Source organism: Glaesserella parasuis, from assembly GCF_002015085.1.
GTDB lineage: Bacteria > Pseudomonadota > Gammaproteobacteria > Enterobacterales > Pasteurellaceae > Glaesserella > Glaesserella parasuis.
This window is the reverse complement of sequence record NZ_MUXW01000014.1, coordinates 1-18,358: the sequence shown is the minus strand read 5'-3', so window position 1 is coordinate 18,358 and position 18,358 is coordinate 1. Positions and strand designations below refer to the sequence as shown.

Sequence of the window (18,358 nt, the reverse complement as noted above, 5' to 3'; positions counted from 1 at the left end):
CAATTCAGATAAGAAACCAAGTAATGTTATTATTTGGGTGCTTATCTAATTGAGATATAGTCGATAAACAGTTGCTATGGCATATCAAAATATATGGTGGAACGGATTTTAGAAGATACCGTTAAGGCTAATCCACAATTCTCTGCAGCGGTATTACGTTATTTCAATCCAGTTGGAGCTCACCCAAGTGATTTGAAAAGCGTGGGAAAAGTTAGGCTGGAAAACTGAATGTGATTTGCCACAGATGATGAAAGATACGTGGCATTGGCAAAAGAACAATCCGAATGGGTATCGTTGATGTAAAATTAGCTTATCCGCAGGCTACAAAACTCAATTTATTCATTTGCCCCTATCCCCTGATACCAAGGACTAAAGCGGTTTCTTGCGGTGGAAATGTTGTAATTATCTGAATAAAAATCGACTTGGATCATTCCCACTTGAGCAGTATTAAGCCACTTCACTTGATACTGCTCAAGCCGTTGAATAACTTGACTATTTGGCATTTTCCACGGGTTCCAACGCCCAGCCGAAATAATCGCCCAAGTGGGTTGGATGTGAGCTAACAAAGTTTGGCTGGTACTGGTTTTACTGCCGTGGTGTCCTACTTGAAGAAAATCGATCTTACCGATCTGGCTTGCATATTGTCGTTCTTCCGCAATCCCACTATCCCCAGTAAGAAGCAATCTATATTGCCCTATCGACACTCGTAATACACAAGAGTGTTCATTTTTAGCTCGCTCGCTCAGTTGTAAAGGATAAATCGCTTCAAGGTGCATTGTGCTGAACTGCCACTGATTGCCTGCTATACAAGGCTCGGCGACTTGGTTACTATAATGATTTTTACCCGAAAGGATCAACCGTGCATTTGGGTAGGCTTGTAGTAATGGCAAAACGCCCCCAGCGTGATCGTTATCATCGTGGCTAACAAAAATAGCTTCGACCACTATCCCTTCACGGCGTAAATAGGGCAGTATTTCCAATTCCGCCATTGTACCACCTTGCCACGCAACGCCTGTATCATAGAGAATGGCTTTCTGTTTACCTTGGTGTTGATAAATCAATCCCATTGCCAACCCTTGCCCCACATCAAAATTCACCCATTTTACAAGTGGTGGTTTAAGTGTATCTTTTACAAAATGAAATCCGATCCACAATGCTAAAGGCAATGCCACTGTTGCTAACCCATAATAGAGAGAAAAACGTTGCTGAAAAACACCATATAATCCTATTATAATCAATAGATTAAGGCATATTAATCCCCATTGTTGATCGACACTTAAATAGAGCCAATGATGGGAAAATGGCTCAATCCAATCAATCCCCCACTCTGCAAGTTGATGGCAAAGCCACCAAGTTTGAAATAGGTTATCTGTTAATAAACTAAATAAAATCAATGGGATAAGAATAAAGCTATAAAGTGGAACAATGATCAAATTGGCTAACAAAGCGAAAGGTGATGTGCCATCAAAAAAACTGAGTTGAATAGGCGAGAACACTAGCCAAATGCCTAACTGCAGATGAAACAACTCTAACAGCAACTTCATCACTCGATTTTGCATATTTTTGACAAAATCAAACCGCTTGAGTGGAAAAGCCTGATACCAAATAATTAGGCTAGCAACAGCCAAAACAGAGAGCCAAAAGCTATCGGAAAGTAACGTCAGCGGATCAAAGACGACTAATAGCACCACACCACGAAGCCATAACTGCCAAGGCGTATAATGACGACGAGCATATTGCACCAGCAAAACCAATGAAATCGCCACCATTGCCCGTACCGTTGGAATTTGGAAGCCTGCCAAAAAACTATATCCCAACGCCACACACCACCCTACTCCCCTTGCAAAATACAAGGACAACCCCACCGCTTTCAGATAACGAAATCGCAATAATAACCACTGCCCAGCTTTCGCCGTCCAAAAGGCTAACAGATAAACCAGAACAATATGCGAGCCTGAAATGGCAATCAAATGAGCAGTGGTTGTTTGCTGAAAGATCTCCCAATGGCTTTGACTTAACCAAGCCCGTTCACCAAAAGCAAGGGCAAGCAGTAACCCTTGCGTTGCAAAAGGGGCGGTCTGTTCTCGCATACGATCAAGCCAAATTGCACGCAAGCCTTGTTGTTCGTTCACTTTTACTGCTTTTTTGACCGTAGCTGTTGCTGAGATATGTTGAGCCACATACCATTTTTGTCGATCAAAATTGCCATCATTTAAGCGAGCGGACAAAGGCTTCAATGCCAGTTCCGCGTTATAACTTGCTTCCAGTATCAATGGCTCATCAGCTTGCCAATTGACATAAACATAGTCCCCATTAGCACGCTCTACAACGGCAGTTTGATATTCTTGCTGTTTTAAAATTTGCTTCACTAACACCCGCTCTTGCACCTTAACAGCGGTCTGTTCCTGATGTTTTTTTGCAAGTTGCATAATCTGGGCGTAACTCACCGCTAACACACCACCCAACAGCAAGATCCCCAATTTCCCACGCCATACTCCCCATAATGCAAGGGCAAGAGAAAATACCACCACATAGCCAAGCCACGAAGCAGGCAGAACAATCAACGGCAATAAACCGAAAAAGAGCATTAAACAGACACGATCAATAGACATCATCAACATACCTAATCAAAGAGATTACAGTATGCCAATGATGAAAAGAGAGAAAAGTAGAAAAATAATGTTTTTCGACAGGGATCACAAAAATAAATATTGGTATATCAAATTGTTTGTAGTTATGATTTTTAACACGATATCTTTTTAATTTAGATTAAAAAGTTAGATAAGAAATGCAAATAACTTGACAAATTTTTCAAAGAATTTTCAAAATTGAGAAGTAGTTCAAATTTTAACTACAAGGAGTGTGGTAGTATTAGCTCGAAAGCTGAGATGGCTCAGTTATTACTAAACACAACAAGGAGTATATTATGTATAAACATATTTTAGTTGCCGTAGATCTCTCTGAAGAAAGCCTTGTATTATTGCGTAAAGGTGCGAGTCTTGCTGAAAAATGTAATGCAAAATTATCCGTTATCCACGTTGATGTGAACTTTTCGGATCTCTACACTGGGTTGATTGATATTAATATGTCGTCTGTTCAAGATTCTGTGTCAGAAGAAACGATCAAAGCATTAGAGGAACTCTCTGGTAAAATTACTTACCCTGTTACTGAACGTTTAAATGGTAGTGGTGATTTTAGTCAAGTGCTGGAAGAAGCGGTAGAGGAGTATCAAGTGGACTTATTGGTCACTGGTCATCACCAGGATTTTTGGAGCAAATTTATGTCTTCTACTCGTCAAGTGATGAACAGTGTAACGGTAGATATGCTCGTTGTTCCTTTAGCAAGTGAATAACTCAAGCTATTGATTGGTAAATAAAACGTGAAAAAAGACCGCTTGTGTAGCTGAGTTATCGCATTCAGTTACTCTGGCGGTCTATTTTTTGACTTAATGTCAATAATTTATGCAGTAAAAAATACAAGTATTGAAAAAAATGTGTAAAATAGGTGTGTGAATTACTAATATACTTTAGTAAAAACATAGATATACAGTTTTTTATATCCATTTGAGTGACTTTAATGAAAACAACTTCAGAGATTAGACAAGCCTTTTTGGAGTTTTTCCAAAGCAAAGGGCATACGATTGTGCCAAGTAGCTCGCTTGTACCTGAAAATGATCCAACCTTGCTTTTCACGAATGCAGGAATGAACCAGTTTAAAGATGTGTTCTTAGGATTAGACAAGCGTAGTTATAACAGAGCAACCAGCTCTCAACGCTGTGTGCGTGCTGGCGGTAAGCATAATGACCTTGAGAATGTAGGTTATACCGCTCGTCACCATACCTTTTTTGAGATGTTAGGTAACTTTAGTTTTGGTGATTATTTTAAACCCGATGCGATTGCATTTGCGTGGGAATTTTTAACATCACCGCAGTGGTTAGCGTTACCAAAAGAGAAATTGTGGGTGACAGTCTATGAAACAGACGATGAAGCCTATGATATTTGGAATAGAGAGATTGGTGTGCCTGCTGAGCGTATTGTGCGTATTGGTGATAATAAAGGCGCGCCTTATGCGTCAGATAACTTCTGGCAAATGGGTGATACGGGTCCTTGTGGTCCTTGTACTGAGATCTTCTACGATCATGGTGACCATATTTGGGGAGGTCCACCAGGCTCAACAGAAGAAGATGGCGACCGTTTCATTGAAGTATGGAACGTGGTCTTTATGCAGTTTAATCGTCAAGCAGATGGTACTTTAAAGAAATTACCTAAGCCGTCGGTAGATACGGGTATGGGTTTAGAGCGTATCAGTGCGGTGTTGCAACACGTTAATTCAAACTACGAAATCGACATTTTCCAAGCGTTAATCAAAGAGATTGCTTCTTTGTTAAATGTGACAGATTTAGACAATAAATCGTTACGCGTAATTGCAGATCATATTCGTTCTTGTGCGTATTTGATCGCTGATGGTGTGATGCCGTCAAATGAAGGTCGTGGTTATGTGTTGCGTCGTATTATTCGTCGTGCGGTGCGTCACGGAAACATTCTTGGTGCGAAATCAGCGTTCTTCTATCAATTAGTGCCAACCCTTGCAAAAGCAATGGGGCAGGCTGGTGAGATTTTGACGCAGAAACAAGCGCATATTCAGAAAGCGTTAAAAGCAGAAGAAGATCAGTTTGCGCGTACCCTTGAGCGTGGTTTAGCGTTATTAGAAGATGCGTTAACCAAAGTAGAGAATAAGGTTTTATCAGGTGAAGTGGCATTTAAACTTTACGATACTTATGGTTTCCCACTGGATTTAACGGCAGATGTTTGCCGTGAACGTGGTATTACCATTGATGAAGCTGGCTTTGAGCGTGAAATGCAAGCTCAACGTGCAAGAGCGCAGGCAAGCAGTAATTTTGGTACAGATTACAATAATGTGATTAAAGTTAATGGCTCAACGGAGTTCAACGGCTATGAGGTCACAGAATGTGAAGCGACTGTCGTTGCGTTATTTAGCAATGGTAAGGCGGTTGAAGCTATTCAATCGGGGGAAAATGCAGTCGTTGTCTTGGATCGTACCGCTTTCTATGGAGAGTCGGGCGGTCAGGTTGGTGATAGCGGTGTGATTGCTTCAGAAATTTGCAATTTTGAAGTCAATGATACGCAAAAATATGGCCAAGTCTTTGGGCATATTGGTCAATTAGCTTCAGGCACTTTATCAGTCGGAGATAAGGTGAAAGCAGAAGTGAATACGACACGTCGTCACGCTATTACCTTAAACCATAGTGCAACTCACTTGTTACATTCGGTACTTCGTCAAGTGTTGGGTGATCACGTTGTACAAAAAGGTTCTCTTGTGTCAGAAAATTCACTTCGTTTTGACTTTTCTCAAGGTGAAGCGATTTCAAAAGCTGACTTAGAAGAGATTGAGCGTATTATTAATACGAAAATTCGTGAAAACATTGTAGTTACAACTGAAGTAATGGATCTTGAATCAGCGAAGCAAAAAGGTGCGATGGCACTGTTCGGTGAGAAATATGGAGATAGAGTTCGCGTTGTAGATATAACAGCATTTTCTGTAGAGCTTTGTGGTGGTACTCACGTTAAACAAACAGGTGAGATTGGCTTATTCAAAGTGGTATCTGAAGGTGCGGTTGCCGCAGGTGTTCGCCGTATTGAAGCGGTGACAGGCGAAAATGCAATCGGCTTATTACATCAGCAACAACAAATTCTTAACCAAAGTGCTGAGTTATTAAAAGCAGATACGGCAAGCCTTGTTGAGAAAATCCAACAACTACAAGAGAAAAGTAAGAAAGTAGAAAAAGAGCTACAACAGCTCAAAGATAAACTTGCAGCTCAAGCTGGTGGAGAATTAGCAAAACAAGCTAAACAAATCAACGGGGTTAATGTGGTTGTTCAACGTTTAGAAAACGTTGATGCAAAAGCATTAAGAACGATGGTCGATGACTTGAAAAATCAACTAGGTTCAGCGGTGATTGTCTTTGCAACAAAAACTGATGAAAAAGTTAATTTGATCGTAGGTGTAACAAAAGATCTTACAGACAAAGTAAATGCAGGCGAGCTTGTTGGGTTAATGGCTCAAGAAGTTGGCGGTAAAGGCGGTGGTAGAGCTGATATGGCAATGGCAGGCGGTAGCCAACCAGAAAATATAACCCAAGCCCTCAATGTTGCGACGAATTGGATTCAAGCAAAACTCTAATTATAAGAGGTAAGTTAGAATGACTTTGGCTTGCCCTGATTAAATCTAAAAGGAGAGATAGTTATGCTTATTCTAACCCGTAAGATTGGCGAAAGTTTATTGATCGGTGATGATGTAGAAATTACTGTCCTAAGTATTCGTGGTAGTCAGGTTAAATTAGGGGTGAAAGCACCTAAGGAAATTTCGGTTCACCGTGAAGAAATTTATCAAAGAATCAAAGCGTTAGCAGATGAGAATCCTTCAGAATAAGGTATATTGATATTTACTGAAGTTCTTGATCTAACGTAATGTGAATTTGATTCTTGAACCAAATGTCACAAACAGATAAATTGAAACGCAGTGTTCAATTTTTTGAAAAAATTTGTGCAAAACAGACCGCTTACTTAAGGTAGGCGGTTTACTTTATCTAAATATATTAAGGATTTTTCTATGAAAGTGATTATTCCTGTCGCAGGTCTTGGTACTCGTATGCTTCCTGCAACCAAAGCAATCCCAAAAGAAATGCTAACCATTGCAGACAAACCGTTGATTCAATATATTGTAAATGAGTGTGTGGCTGCAGGAGTAAGAGAAATTGTGCTTGTCACTCATTCATCTAAAAACGCTATCGAAAACCACTTTGATACATCGTTTGAACTCGAAACAATGTTAGAAAAACGAGTGAAACGTCAGCTATTAGATGAAGTGCGTTCGATTGTACCTAAAGATGTGACCTTGATGCACGTTCGTCAGGGGCAAGCGAAAGGATTAGGTCACGCGGTATTATGTGGTCGAGCTGTGGTAGGAAATGAGCCTTTTGCAGTGGTATTGCCTGATGTGTTATTGGCAGATTTTACTGCAGATCAAAAAACAGAAAACTTAGCAGCAATGATTCAACGTTTCAAAGAAACAGGCAAAAGCCAAATTATGGTTGCACCTGTGGCGAAAGAAAATGTGAGTAACTATGGTATTGTAGATTGCCAAGGTGCAGAATTACAACCTGCAGGTACAGCGAAGATTGCTAACATTATTGAAAAACCAAGTATTGAAGAAGCTCCGTCTAATTTTGCCGTTGTGGGACGTTATGTCTTCTCTGCAGAAATTTGGGATTTACTTGCCAAAACACCGGTCGGTGTGGGTGATGAAATTCAATTAACCGATGCGATTGATATGTTGATTGAACAACAAGAGGTGGAAGCCTTTCATATGACAGGTAAAACCTTCGACTGTGGTGACAAATTAGGCTATATGGAAGCCTTTGTAGAATACAGTTTGAACCACGATAAATTTGGTGGTGAATTTAAAGATTATTTGAAAAAATTATCGAAGTCGCTGTAATTAAATTTATATAAAATGTAGGGACACACTGCGTGTGTCCGTTCAAAATTTTTATTAATAATGGTTGGTGGACACACGCAGTGTGTCCCTACGCTAACAAGGAGCAAATGTGATCGTCAAAAAAATAGCACAAGCGGTAGGTTTTGGGCTTTTTTGTGCTGGCTTGATTCTTTATGTTGCCCCTTGGTTAAACAAAAGCACTCAAACAGAGATTATCAGCTTTCACGATGCGGTAAGAATTGCGTCGCCTGCGGTAGTCAATGTTTATAATCAGGCCTTTGATTCTACCCATTCTGATACAGGGGAGTTACAAGTAAACAATTTGGGATCGGGCGTGATTATGACCTCAACGGGTTATATTTTAACGAATAAACACGTTATCCAAAATGCAGATCAAATTTTAGTGGCACTGCAATCGGGGACGATTTCGAGTGCTACATTGGTAGGATCTGACACCTTAACTGATCTTGCTGTTCTCAAAATTCAAGCAGAAAACTTGCCTACAATTCCTCAAAATTCAAAACGCGTGGCTAAAATCGGTGATGTGGTTTTAGCAATTGGCAATCCGTTAAATTTAGGGCAGAGTATTACGCAAGGCATTATTGGTGCAACGGGGCGCAATGCATTATCTGAAATGGGTCGGCAAAACTTTATTCAAACTGACGTTTCTATTAATAAGGGTAATTCAGGCGGAGCTTTGGTAAATACGGCTGGTGAGTTGATTGGCATTAACACTTTAAGTTTAGGAAAAAACAGTGATGAATTGGCAGAAGGATTGAATTTTGCGATTCCGATTTCCTTAGCAAATAAGGTGATGGAAAAAATTATTCGTGACGGGCGTGTTATTCGAGGCTATTTTGGTGTTAATAGCTCGTTGTACTATACGGCTAAACAGCTAGGAGTCGGTGAAAAAGGGATCTTAATTACTACAGTAGCTGAAGGTGGACCTGCGGATAAAGCAGGGATTTTAGCTGGTGATTTGATTTTACGTTTAAATGATACAGAAGCCCAAACTCCAGCTCAAATGATGGAATTGATTGCAGAAATGAAACCAAATAGTAAGGTAAAGGTATTAATTTCTCGTCAAGGCATACAGAAAGAAGTTGAAGTGGTTATTGGTGAATTTCCAGAGCTATAAAGGATAAATATGGGTATTGTAATTACAGTTGATGGGCCAAGTGGTGCAGGAAAAGGAACCTTGTGTCACGCCCTTGCAGAGAAATTAGGCTTTGATTTTTTAGATTCAGGAGCAATTTACCGTATTTTAGCATTGGCTGCAGTAAAACAGGGAATTGCCTTTGAGAATGAAACGGCTCTTGCGCAGCTTGGGCGAAATCTTAATGTGAAATTTGTGCCTGAGAATAATGAAATTCAGGTCATTTTGGACGGTGAAAACGTTGGCGATCAAATTCGTACGGCACAAGCGGGTCAAAATGCGTCAAAAATTGCGGTTTATCCTCAAGTGCGTGAGGCTTTGTTACAACGTCAGAGAGATTTTAGAAGTCCTAAAGGATTAATTGCCGATGGGCGAGATATGGGGACTGTCGTCTTTCCAGAAGCTGAAATTAAGTTCTTTTTAGATGCAAGTGCAGAAGAACGCACAAAAAGACGTGTAAAACAGTTGCAAGAAAAGGGATTTAATGCTAACTTTGACGAGATTTTAGCCGAGATAAAAGAGCGTGATTTTCGGGACAGAAATCGCCCTGTTGCACCTCTTGTTCCAGCTAAAGATGCGATGATTTTAGATTCAACGCATTTATCCATTGAGGAAGTTATTCAACAAGCATTGGATTATATTGCTCAAAAATTGTAATTTTGTTTGCTTAACAAAGGATTGTTAAGTCGTTATCCCTAACCCCATTTAGATGGATGCTAAATGGACGTTTTATTTTATTTAAGAAGATTAATTATGACTGAATCTTTTGCTCAACTATTTGAAGAATCACTAAAAGGTCAAGAAACCCGTTTAGGTTCTATTGTTAAAGGTACTGTAGTTGCAATTCAAAAAGGCTATGTACTTGTAGATGCTGGTTTAAAATCAGAATCAGCGATCCCTGCTGAAGAGTTTTTCAACGCACAAGGTGAATTAGAAGTTCAAGTTGGTGATGTTGTTGATGTTGCTCTTGATGCAGTAGAAGACGGTTTCGGTGAGACCAAACTTTCTCGTGAAAAAGCGAAACGTAACGAGTCTTGGGCTGCGTTAGAGAAAGCCTTCGAAGAACAAGCAACCGTTGTTGGTTTTGTAAACGGTAAAGTAAAAGGTGGCTTCACTGTTGAGTTAAACGGTGTTCGTGCATTCTTACCAGGTTCATTAGTTGATACCCGTCCAGTTCGTGATTCTTTAAATCTTGAAGGTCAAACTTTAGAACTTAAAGTAATCAAATTAGACCAAAAACGTAACAACGTTGTGGTATCTCGTCGTGCAGTAATCGAAACAACAAGCTCTGCTGATCGTGAAGAAGTATTAGCGAACTTAGTTGAAGGTTCTGAAGTGAAAGGTACTGTGAAGAACTTAACTGACTACGGTGCATTCGTAGATTTAGGCGGTGTTGATGGCTTATTACACATCACAGATATGGCGTGGAAACGTGTTAAACACCCAAGTGAAGTTGTTGCAGTGGGTCAAGAAGTTACTGTTAAAGTACTTAAATTCGACAAAGAGAAAACGCGTGTATCATTAGGCTTAAAACAATTAGGTCAAGATCCGTGGGCAGCTATTGCACAAAACCACCCAGTAAACAGCAAATTATCTGGTAAAGTAACTAACTTAACAGACTACGGCTGTTTCGTTGAGATTTTAGACGGCGTTGAAGGTTTAGTTCACGTTTCAGAAATGGACTGGACAAACAAAAACATTCACCCATCTAAAGTGGTAAACGTAGGTGATGTGGTTGAAGTAATGGTACTTGAAGTTGATGAAGAACGTCGTCGTATTTCTTTAGGTTTGAAACAATGTAAAGCAAACCCTTGGGAACACTTCGCTGAAACTCACAACAAAAACGATAAAGTAAAAGGTAAAATCAAATCAATCACTGATTTCGGTATCTTTATCGGTTTAGAAGGTGGCATTGACGGTTTAGTTCATTTATCTGACATTTCTTGGAATATGGCTGGCGAAGAAGCTGTTCGTAACTACAAAAAAGGTGACGAAGTAGAAACTGTTGTATTACAAGTTGATGCAGTGAAAGAGCGTATCTCTTTAGGTATCAAACAATTAGAATCTGATCCATTCACAAACTTCGTTGAAGGCACTAAAAAAGGTGCAATCGTGAAAGGTAAAGCGGTTGAAGTTGATGCTAAAGGCGTTAAAGTTGAATTAGCAGACGGTGTAGAAGGTTATGTTCGTGCAGCTGAAGCAACCCGTGATCGTGTAGAAGACATCACAACAGTTATCTCTGTAGGTGACGAAATCGAAGCGAAATACACAGGTGTTGATCGTAAAGCTCGCATTGTAAACCTTTCTATTCGTGCGAAAGACGAAGCTGAAGAATCAGCAGCACTTGCACAAGTGAATAAGCAAGAAGAAGCTATTCCAAGTGCAATGGCTGAAGCATTCAAAGCAGCAAAAGGCGAGTAATTTACTCTCTTCGTAAGCGGATATGTGAAAGCATATCCGCTTCACCTATCGCATAAGGAGAAAATATGACTAAATCGGAATTAATAGCAAATCTCGTAGCTCAATATCCCTCTCTATCAGTTAAATCTGTTGATGAAAGTGTAAAAGAAATTTTAGAACAGATTATGGGGTCGTTAGAACAAGGTGAACGCATTGAAGTAAGAGGCTTTGGCAGTTTTTCTCTACATTATCGTCAGCCTCGTGTTGGACGTAATCCAAAAACAGGCGAAAGCGTTAAGTTAGATGCTAAGTATGTTCCGCACTTCAAAGCAGGCAAAGAACTGAAAGAACGTGTTGATTTAGCCTAATTCTCTGAAAGCGACACTGTGGTGTCGTTTTTTTATAAACTAATGTAATAATGGAGATACGCAGATGAAATATATTTTGGGCATCATTATTGTGCTTGCTATCATTCTTGTTGCCGTGACTATTGGGGCAAATAACGATCAGCTTATTACATTCAACTACATCATCGCAAAAAGCGAATTACGTTTATCTAGCCTTGTTGCCATTTTGTTTGGATTTGGTTTAATTTTAGGTTGGTTAATCACGGGATTTTTCTATTTAAAAGTGAAATTACAAAATATTGCCTTAAATCGCCGTGTAAAACGCCAAGCTCAACAAATTAGCGAACTTACTTTACCAAAGGCTGAATAATGCTGGAATTGTTGTTCCTTTTGTTGCCTATTGCAGCCTTGTATGGCTGGTATATGGGGCAACGTAGTGCAAAAAAGGATCAAGATGCAATTAATAACAAATTTTCCCGTGACTATGTCACGGGTTTGAACTTTCTTTTATCTAATCAGCAGGAAAAGGCGGTTGATCTTTTCCTTTCTATGCTACAAAAGCAGGAGTCTGAGAACCAGATTTCAACAGAATCACAATTTGAAGCCGAAATTACTCTAGGCAATTTATTCCGATCAAGAGGGGAAGTTGATAGAGCTTTGCGGATTCATCAAGGGATTGAAAACAGTCCTCACTATTCCTTTGAACAAAAATTACTAGCAAAACAACAACTTGCCAAAGATTTTATGGCTGCAGGTTTTTATGATCGGGCAGAAAATTACTATATTACCTTGCTTGATGAACCTGAGTTTGCAGTCAATTCATTAAGTCAGCTTGCTGTGATTTATCACAAAACACGAGAATGGAAAAGAGCGATTAATGTCGCTGAAAAAAGGCTTAGAATAGAGCCTGAAATGGATAAGATCCCTTTATCTCACTATTATTGTGAATATGCACAAGCGGTCAGATCGGACGATGAAAAAGCATTTTTAACAGCATTACAAAAAGCCCTTTCTTACGTTCCTCACTGTGCAAGAGCCTCAATACTCTTCGGGGATTTTTTCTTTGAAAAACAAGAAATGCGAACGGCATTACGCTATTTTGAAGCGGTATTAGAACAAGAACCGAACTACATCAGCGAAGTTTTACATAAAATTAAGCAATGTTATATTGCGTTAAATGAACAAAATAATTTTGAGCTGTTCTTAATCAAAGCCAACCAAATTAAACACAACAGCAGTGTTGATTTGGCGTTAGCTGAATTTATTGAACAAAAAGATGGTGTAGAAGCCGCACAATCACGGCTTTATCAACAAGTTAGACAATTCCCAAGTTTAATGACTTTCCATCGTTTTATTTACTATCAAGTAAATGAAGCGGAGGAGGGCAGAGGCAAAGAGAGTTTAGTTCTATTACATAAAATGGTCGGTGATCGAATTAAACAGGGATTTCAATATCGCTGTATTCATTGTGGTTATCAAAGTTACCGCTTGTCTTGGCACTGCCCATCTTGTCGAACTTGGGAAAGCATTAAACCGATGCAAAGTATTACAGAAGTGATTTAACATAGGAGAATTTAAATGGACAACAAAATTATCGTCGCCCTTGACTATGAAACAGAAGCCGAAGCCCTCAATTTCGTTGATCAAGTCGATCCGTCCCTTTGTCGCTTAAAAGTGGGCAAAGAGATGTTTACCACATTGGGTACACACTTTGTGAAACAGTTACAAGACCGCAAATTTGATGTCTTTTTAGATTTAAAATATCACGACATTCCTAACACCGTTGCAAGAGCCGTGCATTCGGCGGCAGATTTGGGGGTGTGGATGGTGGATTTACACGCCTGCGGCGGTTTACGAATGATGGAAACCGCAAAACAAATTTTAGAGCCTTACGGCAAAGATGCACCATTATTGATTGGTGTGACTGTGCTAACCAGTATGGAAGATTTAGATTTATTACAAATCGGGATTAATGCGTCACCGATGGAACAAGTTATTCGTCTTGCCCATTTGTGCCAACGTGCAGGGTTAGATGGTGTAGTCTGCTCTCCACAAGAAGTTGAGGTATTAAGAACTCACTGTGGCAAAGATTTTAAACTTGTCACGCCAGGTATTCGTCCTGAAGGGAGTGATTTTGGCGATCAGCGTCGTGTGATGACTCCAAAACAAGCGATTGAAACAGGATCAGACTATTTGGTGATCGGTCGTCCTATTACCCAAGCCACTGATCCTCTTGCAGTATTAAAATCAATTAATCAATCTATCGCCTAATAAGCGGTTCGTGTAGAAGGAAATTTTACAAATGACTTTAGTGTATTCCACAGAAATTGGTCGAATTACACCAGAAAAACCGAAGGCTGAACGTCCGAAAGGTGATGGCATTGTGCGTATTCAACGCCAGACAAGCGGTCGTAAAGGGAAGGGCGTTTGCGTAATTACAGGTGTTGATTTAGATGATCGTGGTTTAGTGGCACTAGCTTCTGAACTTAAACGCAAAACAGGCTGTGGTGGTTCAGTTAAAGATGGTGTGATTGAAATCCAAGGTGATAATCGAGATCAGCTTAAGCAAATGTTGGAGCAGAAGGGATATAAAGTTAAATGACAATGCTGAATTCAGAAATATTACGATATAATCGTCAGATTATATTGAAAAGCATTGATTTTGATGGGCAAGAAAAGTTAAAAGCAAGCCGAGCCTTAATTGTTGGATTGGGTGGATTAGGTTGTGCAGCGAGCCAGTATTTAGCAAGCAGTGGTATTGGATATTTAACCTTAGTTGATTTTGATACGGTTTCACTTTCTAATTTACAACGACAGGTACTACATTCTGATGCAACTATCGGCATGCCAAAAGTAGAATCGGCTAAAAAGCGTTTACATGAACTGAATCCCCATATTCAAATCGAAACCATTAATGCGTATTTAGAAGAAGATGAATGGGCTAAATTGATTCCCCAATTTGATGTAGTTTTGGATTGTACAGACAATATGACAATCCGTAATACACTCAATAAAATTTGTTTTAATGTAAAGAAACCGCTTGTATCAGGCTCAGCTATTCGTTTTGAAGGGCAAGTGAGTGTTTTTCTTTACCAAAAACAAGATCCCTGTTATCACTGCTTAAGTCAGTTGTTTGGAGAAAACACTCTTAGTTGCGTTGAAGCTGGGGTCATTGCTCCTATTGTCGGTATTATTGGCAGCTTGCAAGCATTAGAAACAATTAAAGTTTTACTTAATATTGGTCAAATATTGTCTGGACGGCTTTTAGTAATTGATGGTTTAAATTTTTCTATACGAGAAATGAAGTTGCTTAAACAGTCAAATTGTTATATATGTAGTAAAGAATAAGGTTAAAATTCGCTCATTGTTCAAGAATTGAAAAGTTTGGTTTAGACATTTGACGATGTCAGAGATTTTCCCTACTATGCAAGCGTTATGTTCCTCCTTAGTTCAGTCGGTAGAGCGGCGGACTGTTAATCCGTATGTCGCTGGTTCAAGTCCAGCAGGAGGAGCCAAACGATTTCCTCCTTTAGTTTTTTGCTTTTGGTCTTGTTTTATTTGTCTCCTTTTATAAAACAGTAATTCATACCTCCTAGAATTAGATCAAAAGAGTTGCCCCGTACAGGGGCTTTTTTTATCTAGCAAAAATGGTGAATTAATTTTGCTAATAATTCTCTTGTGGGTTCAATGAATTTTGCATCTAAATATTCGTTAGGTTGGTGAGCCTGTTCAATGTTCCCAGGGCCTAAAATTAGTGTTGGGCAGAGTTGTTGAATAAAAGGTGCTTCAGTGCAGTAATTAACTGCTTTACATTCTTCTCCTAATAATTTTTCAACCACCTTTACGATCTGGGCGGAATGTTCGCATTCATAGCCAGGAATACCCGCATGTAAGGCTTTAACTTGAATGCGATCCCCCCAAGTCTCAATAAGAGGCGCAAGATATTGTCGCACTAAATCCTCTGCATCTTGGATGGCTAAATTAGGTAATGGTCGAACTTCTAGTTGTAGCTCACAGCAAGCACAAATACGATTTAGGGCATCACCACCATGAATATTTCCGAAGTTGAGGGTAGGATAAGAAACACAGAATAACTCATTATGGTATTTTTGTTTTAAGCTATTTTTGAGTTGAAGTAAGTTACCCACCACCTCATACATAATTTCAATAGCATTAATTCCACTGGCAGGATTACTGGAATGGCCAGATTTACCAATAACCTGAACTGTTTGAGCAAGATGGCCTTTATGTGCTCGGATAGGTTTAAGAGAAGTAGGTTCTCCAATGATCGCACAATCTGGGCGAATATGTGCATGTTGTGAAAAGGTTCTTGCACCAAGCATCGTTGTTTCTTCATCCGCAGTAGCTAAAATCCGTAATGGCTTTTTAAGTTTTGCTAAATCAATTTGATTGAGAACATCAACCACGAAAGCAAAAAAGCCCTTCATATCTGCAGTACCTAATCCGTAGAATTTCCCTTCTTTTTCTGTAAGCTGAAAAGGATTGAAATTCCAGAGCCCCTCATCATAAGGCACAGTATCTGTGTGCCCAGCCAGTAATAAGCCACCATCTCCTTTGCCATAAGTTGCAAGTAAGTTATATTTTTGATGAGAGCCGTTAATGGCGATGATTTCCGTTTTAAATCCTAAATCACTAAACCAATAAGCCAATAACTCAATCAATGCTTTATTGGATATGTCATATTTTTCATTCAGGCTACTTATGGTAGGAATTTGAATTAATTGGCGATAACGCTCAATAAAAGAGAGATGTATTGTCATTTATTGATCCTTTCTTGAGAAGAGTATAGAAACACAGCTTGTTAGTATTTTAAGGAAAGTAAGTATAATCATATCAATATTTAACTCATCTTTTTCAAAAAAACGAAAAATCACACGTAATATAATTTAACCCATTGTTTTTTTTTACAATAGCGTCAGGGCACATTTGTGCATCCTGAAAATGTAAATAAAGGTTTACGATGTTTTATTAGGAAAAACAGTAGAGAAGGTTATTATGAATAAAATATTTAGAGTTATTTGGAGTCATGCTCAACAGGCTTGGGTAGTTGTGTCTGAGTTAGTAAAGTCTTATACCAAAACATCCACTTGCACGGATAAAAGAGCTCAAGTATGCACCTCACATTATTTTTTAGATAAACAGCAAGATAAATTTAAATTAAGTCTTTTAAGTCTAGTATTACTAAGTATATTTTTTAGTCCAGTAGGTTTAGCTGTATTTATTCAAGATGGTTCTACTAATGTAGCGCCTCACTATGACAACGGTGTTATTGGTATTGGTTTCGGCAGTTATGCTGGGAATAGTTCTGTTGTTATCGGTAAGTATGCAGAAGGTAGAGATACTGTTGCTGTTGCGATAGGTTATAGTGCTCAAGTGGTCGGACATGATGGCGTAGCCGTTGGGCCAAACGCACAAGCACGCTATCGTTCTTTGGCTTCTGGTTATTATGCAAAAGCGTTAGGTCAAAGATCGGTTGCGATTGGTGATAGTGCCGAGGTAAATAGTGGTGCTACTAGAGCAATCGCACTTGGTCACAATTCGATTGTTACCGTTGCCGGTGGTGTGGCATTGGGTTATGGTTCAAGAGCAGAAACGAAAGGGGGTATTGAAGGAGCAAAACAAACTCATTCAGTTGTTACTGATGAGAAATCGGAAGCTAATGGCTTTAAATCAACAGAAAAGGTTAGTAATAATGCTATTGGTGCGGTTTCTGTGGGTAATGACAACATCAAACGCCAAATCATCAACGTTGCGGCAGGTAAAGAAGATACTGACGCAGTAAACGTGGCTCAGCTTAAATCTTTGACGATGAAAATTAGTGGTGATACCAGTGATGATCAGCCAAAAGTGGGGTTGTGGGATGGTACGCTCAAGGTAAAAGGAGAAAATGGTCTTACTTCCCATGCTAAGGACGATACGATTACGGTTAAATTAACCGATGATACTAAAAGCAAAATTGATAAGATTGATGAATTAGAGACTAAAACAAATCAAGGTATTACTTTTAAAGGAGATCAAATTACTCAAACTGATTCAATTAAGCTAGGGGAAACACTAGAAGTTATCGGAAAAAATAATGAAACGGTCGTTACTGCAAAAAATAAACAACTTATTATAGGTTTAGATATTAATGTTATAAATCAACCGGCTCAGATTGACGCTAAAATGTCATCCTTTAAGATTAAAACGAATAACACTGAAGCTACAATTCAGAATGGAAATACGATCCAGTTTACTGCAGGAAGTAATATTAAATTAGAACAAACGGGCGGAAATATTACGATTTCTACGATTGGTAAGTTAATTAAAGAGACTAAAATAGTAGATGGTAATTTGCAAATTACTTATACGGATGGCTCCCATGATACTATTACTAAGGGGAAAGACGGTAAAAATGGTGAGAAAGGTGATAGAGGGGAACAAGGCCCTCCAGGGCCTAGAGGCGAAGCTGGTCCTGCTGGAGCAACAGGACCACAAGGTCCAGCAGGACAAGCAGGACCTGCGGGTCCAACCGGTGCTCAAGGTCCAGCAGGGGCTAGGGGTGAACAGGGTCTAAAAGGAGATACAGGTCCAGTGGGGCCTGCTGGTCCAAAAGGAGATAATGGAGCTCCAGGTGCTAGGGGAGAGAAAGGTGAAACTGGCCCTGCGGGTCCAGTAGGTCCAGCTGGACCACAAGGTGTACCTGGTCCTGCAGGTCCAAAAGGAGAGGCAGGACCAAAAGGAGAGGCAGGACCAGTGGGCCCTCAAGGTCCTGCGGGTGCAACTGGTCCTAAGGGGGATAAAGGCGATCCAGGACAAGCGGGTCCTAAAGGAGATACAGGTCCAAAAGGCGATAGAGGCGAAGCTGGTCCAATGGGGCCTGCTGGTCCAAAAGGAGAAACTGGCTCTGCGGGCCCAGCAGGTGCTGACGGTACAA

Annotated in this window: 16 protein-coding genes, 1 tRNA gene and 1 pseudogene; 16 read left to right on the top strand and 2 right to left on the bottom strand. The window is 39.7% G+C overall.

The genetic code is table 11. From position 1 onward, the window contains the following. Nucleotides 1–75: 75 nt before the first annotated feature. Nucleotides 76–195 (top strand): annotated as a pseudogene (locus tag B0183_RS13105) (NAD-dependent epimerase/dehydratase family protein); the annotation flags it as partial. A 140-nt stretch (nucleotides 196–335) separates the two neighbouring features. Here B0183_RS13105 and B0183_RS05090 read toward each other — a convergent pair. Beyond that, nucleotides 336–2,612: a DNA internalization-related competence protein ComEC/Rec2 gene (locus B0183_RS05090; protein WP_043896234.1), complete on the bottom strand. Its 2,277-nt coding sequence runs from the start codon at nucleotides 2,610–2,612 to the stop codon at nucleotides 336–338. 314 nt (nucleotides 2,613–2,926) lie between these two features. On the opposite strand from B0183_RS05090, the gene uspA reads away from it, so the two are divergent. From uspA to B0183_RS05020, 14 genes are all read left to right on the top strand, one after another. Continuing rightward, the gene (gene uspA / locus B0183_RS05085; RefSeq protein ID WP_021112353.1) at nucleotides 2,927–3,352 is read left to right on the top strand and encodes a universal stress protein UspA; all 426 of its coding nucleotides are present in this window, start codon (nucleotides 2,927–2,929) and stop codon (nucleotides 3,350–3,352) included. 224 nt (nucleotides 3,353–3,576) lie between these two features. Further along, nucleotides 3,577–6,201 (top strand): alanine--tRNA ligase, encoded by a 2,625-nt coding sequence (alaS, locus tag B0183_RS05080; protein ID WP_078208444.1) that lies wholly within the window; start codon nucleotides 3,577–3,579, stop codon nucleotides 6,199–6,201. A gap of 63 nt (nucleotides 6,202–6,264) precedes the next feature. Then, nucleotides 6,265–6,450, top strand: a complete 186-nt coding sequence (gene csrA / locus B0183_RS05075; protein ID WP_021109569.1) for a carbon storage regulator CsrA — start codon at nucleotides 6,265–6,267, stop codon at nucleotides 6,448–6,450. Between the two features lie 180 nt (nucleotides 6,451–6,630). After that, complete coding sequence (gene galU / locus B0183_RS05070; RefSeq protein WP_021112344.1) at nucleotides 6,631–7,518, top strand: UTP--glucose-1-phosphate uridylyltransferase GalU; 888 nt, start codon at nucleotides 6,631–6,633, stop codon at nucleotides 7,516–7,518. A 112-nt stretch (nucleotides 7,519–7,630) separates the two neighbouring features. Continuing rightward, on the top strand, nucleotides 7,631–8,656 hold the full coding sequence (degS, locus tag B0183_RS05065; RefSeq protein WP_078208455.1) for an outer membrane-stress sensor serine endopeptidase DegS: 1,026 nt from the start codon (nucleotides 7,631–7,633) through the stop codon (nucleotides 8,654–8,656). 9 nt (nucleotides 8,657–8,665) lie between these two features. Then, nucleotides 8,666–9,331 carry a (d)CMP kinase gene (cmk, locus tag B0183_RS05060; RefSeq protein WP_010786906.1) on the top strand — a complete coding sequence of 222 codons (666 nt, stop codon included), beginning with the start codon at nucleotides 8,666–8,668 and terminating at the stop codon, nucleotides 9,329–9,331. A 96-nt stretch (nucleotides 9,332–9,427) separates the two neighbouring features. Further along, the gene (gene rpsA / locus B0183_RS05055; RefSeq protein ID WP_012621740.1) at nucleotides 9,428–11,095 is read left to right on the top strand and encodes a 30S ribosomal protein S1; all 1,668 of its coding nucleotides are present in this window, start codon (nucleotides 9,428–9,430) and stop codon (nucleotides 11,093–11,095) included. 65 nt (nucleotides 11,096–11,160) lie between these two features. After that, the gene (locus tag B0183_RS05050; RefSeq protein WP_005711533.1) at nucleotides 11,161–11,442 is read left to right on the top strand and encodes an integration host factor subunit beta; all 282 of its coding nucleotides are present in this window, start codon (nucleotides 11,161–11,163) and stop codon (nucleotides 11,440–11,442) included. A 64-nt stretch (nucleotides 11,443–11,506) separates the two neighbouring features. Then, entirely contained in the window at nucleotides 11,507–11,791 is a 285-nt protein-coding gene (locus B0183_RS05045) for a LapA family protein (RefSeq protein ID WP_005711531.1), read from the top strand. Further along, nucleotides 11,791–12,984 (top strand): lipopolysaccharide assembly protein LapB, encoded by a 1,194-nt coding sequence (gene lapB, locus B0183_RS05040; protein WP_021113561.1) that lies wholly within the window; start codon nucleotides 11,791–11,793, stop codon nucleotides 12,982–12,984. Before B0183_RS05045 ends, lapB begins: the two co-directional genes overlap by 1 nt. A gap of 15 nt (nucleotides 12,985–12,999) precedes the next feature. Next, the gene (pyrF, locus tag B0183_RS05035; protein WP_021109565.1) at nucleotides 13,000–13,692 is read left to right on the top strand and encodes an orotidine-5'-phosphate decarboxylase; all 693 of its coding nucleotides are present in this window, start codon (nucleotides 13,000–13,002) and stop codon (nucleotides 13,690–13,692) included. Between the two features lie 31 nt (nucleotides 13,693–13,723). After that, nucleotides 13,724–14,023, top strand: coding sequence for a stress response translation initiation inhibitor YciH (gene yciH / locus B0183_RS05030; RefSeq protein WP_021109563.1), 300 nt, complete (start codon nucleotides 13,724–13,726; stop codon nucleotides 14,021–14,023). Further along, nucleotides 14,020–14,769 (top strand): molybdopterin-synthase adenylyltransferase MoeB, encoded by a 750-nt coding sequence (moeB, locus tag B0183_RS05025; protein WP_021109562.1) that lies wholly within the window; start codon nucleotides 14,020–14,022, stop codon nucleotides 14,767–14,769. The genes yciH and moeB overlap by 4 nt, the downstream gene beginning before the upstream one ends. A gap of 91 nt (nucleotides 14,770–14,860) precedes the next feature. Next, nucleotides 14,861–14,936, top strand: a tRNA-Asn gene (locus B0183_RS05020). A 123-nt stretch (nucleotides 14,937–15,059) separates the two neighbouring features. Here the strand turns inward: B0183_RS05020 and argE are convergent. Continuing rightward, nucleotides 15,060–16,202, bottom strand: coding sequence for an acetylornithine deacetylase (gene argE, locus B0183_RS05015; protein WP_078208443.1), 1,143 nt, complete (start codon nucleotides 16,200–16,202; stop codon nucleotides 15,060–15,062). Between the two features lie 235 nt (nucleotides 16,203–16,437). Between argE and B0183_RS05010 the strand changes: the two genes are divergently transcribed. Further along, nucleotides 16,438–18,358, top strand: a 1,921-nt coding sequence (locus B0183_RS05010; protein ID WP_268762563.1) for an ESPR-type extended signal peptide-containing protein, incomplete at its 3' end; no start/stop codon positions are given.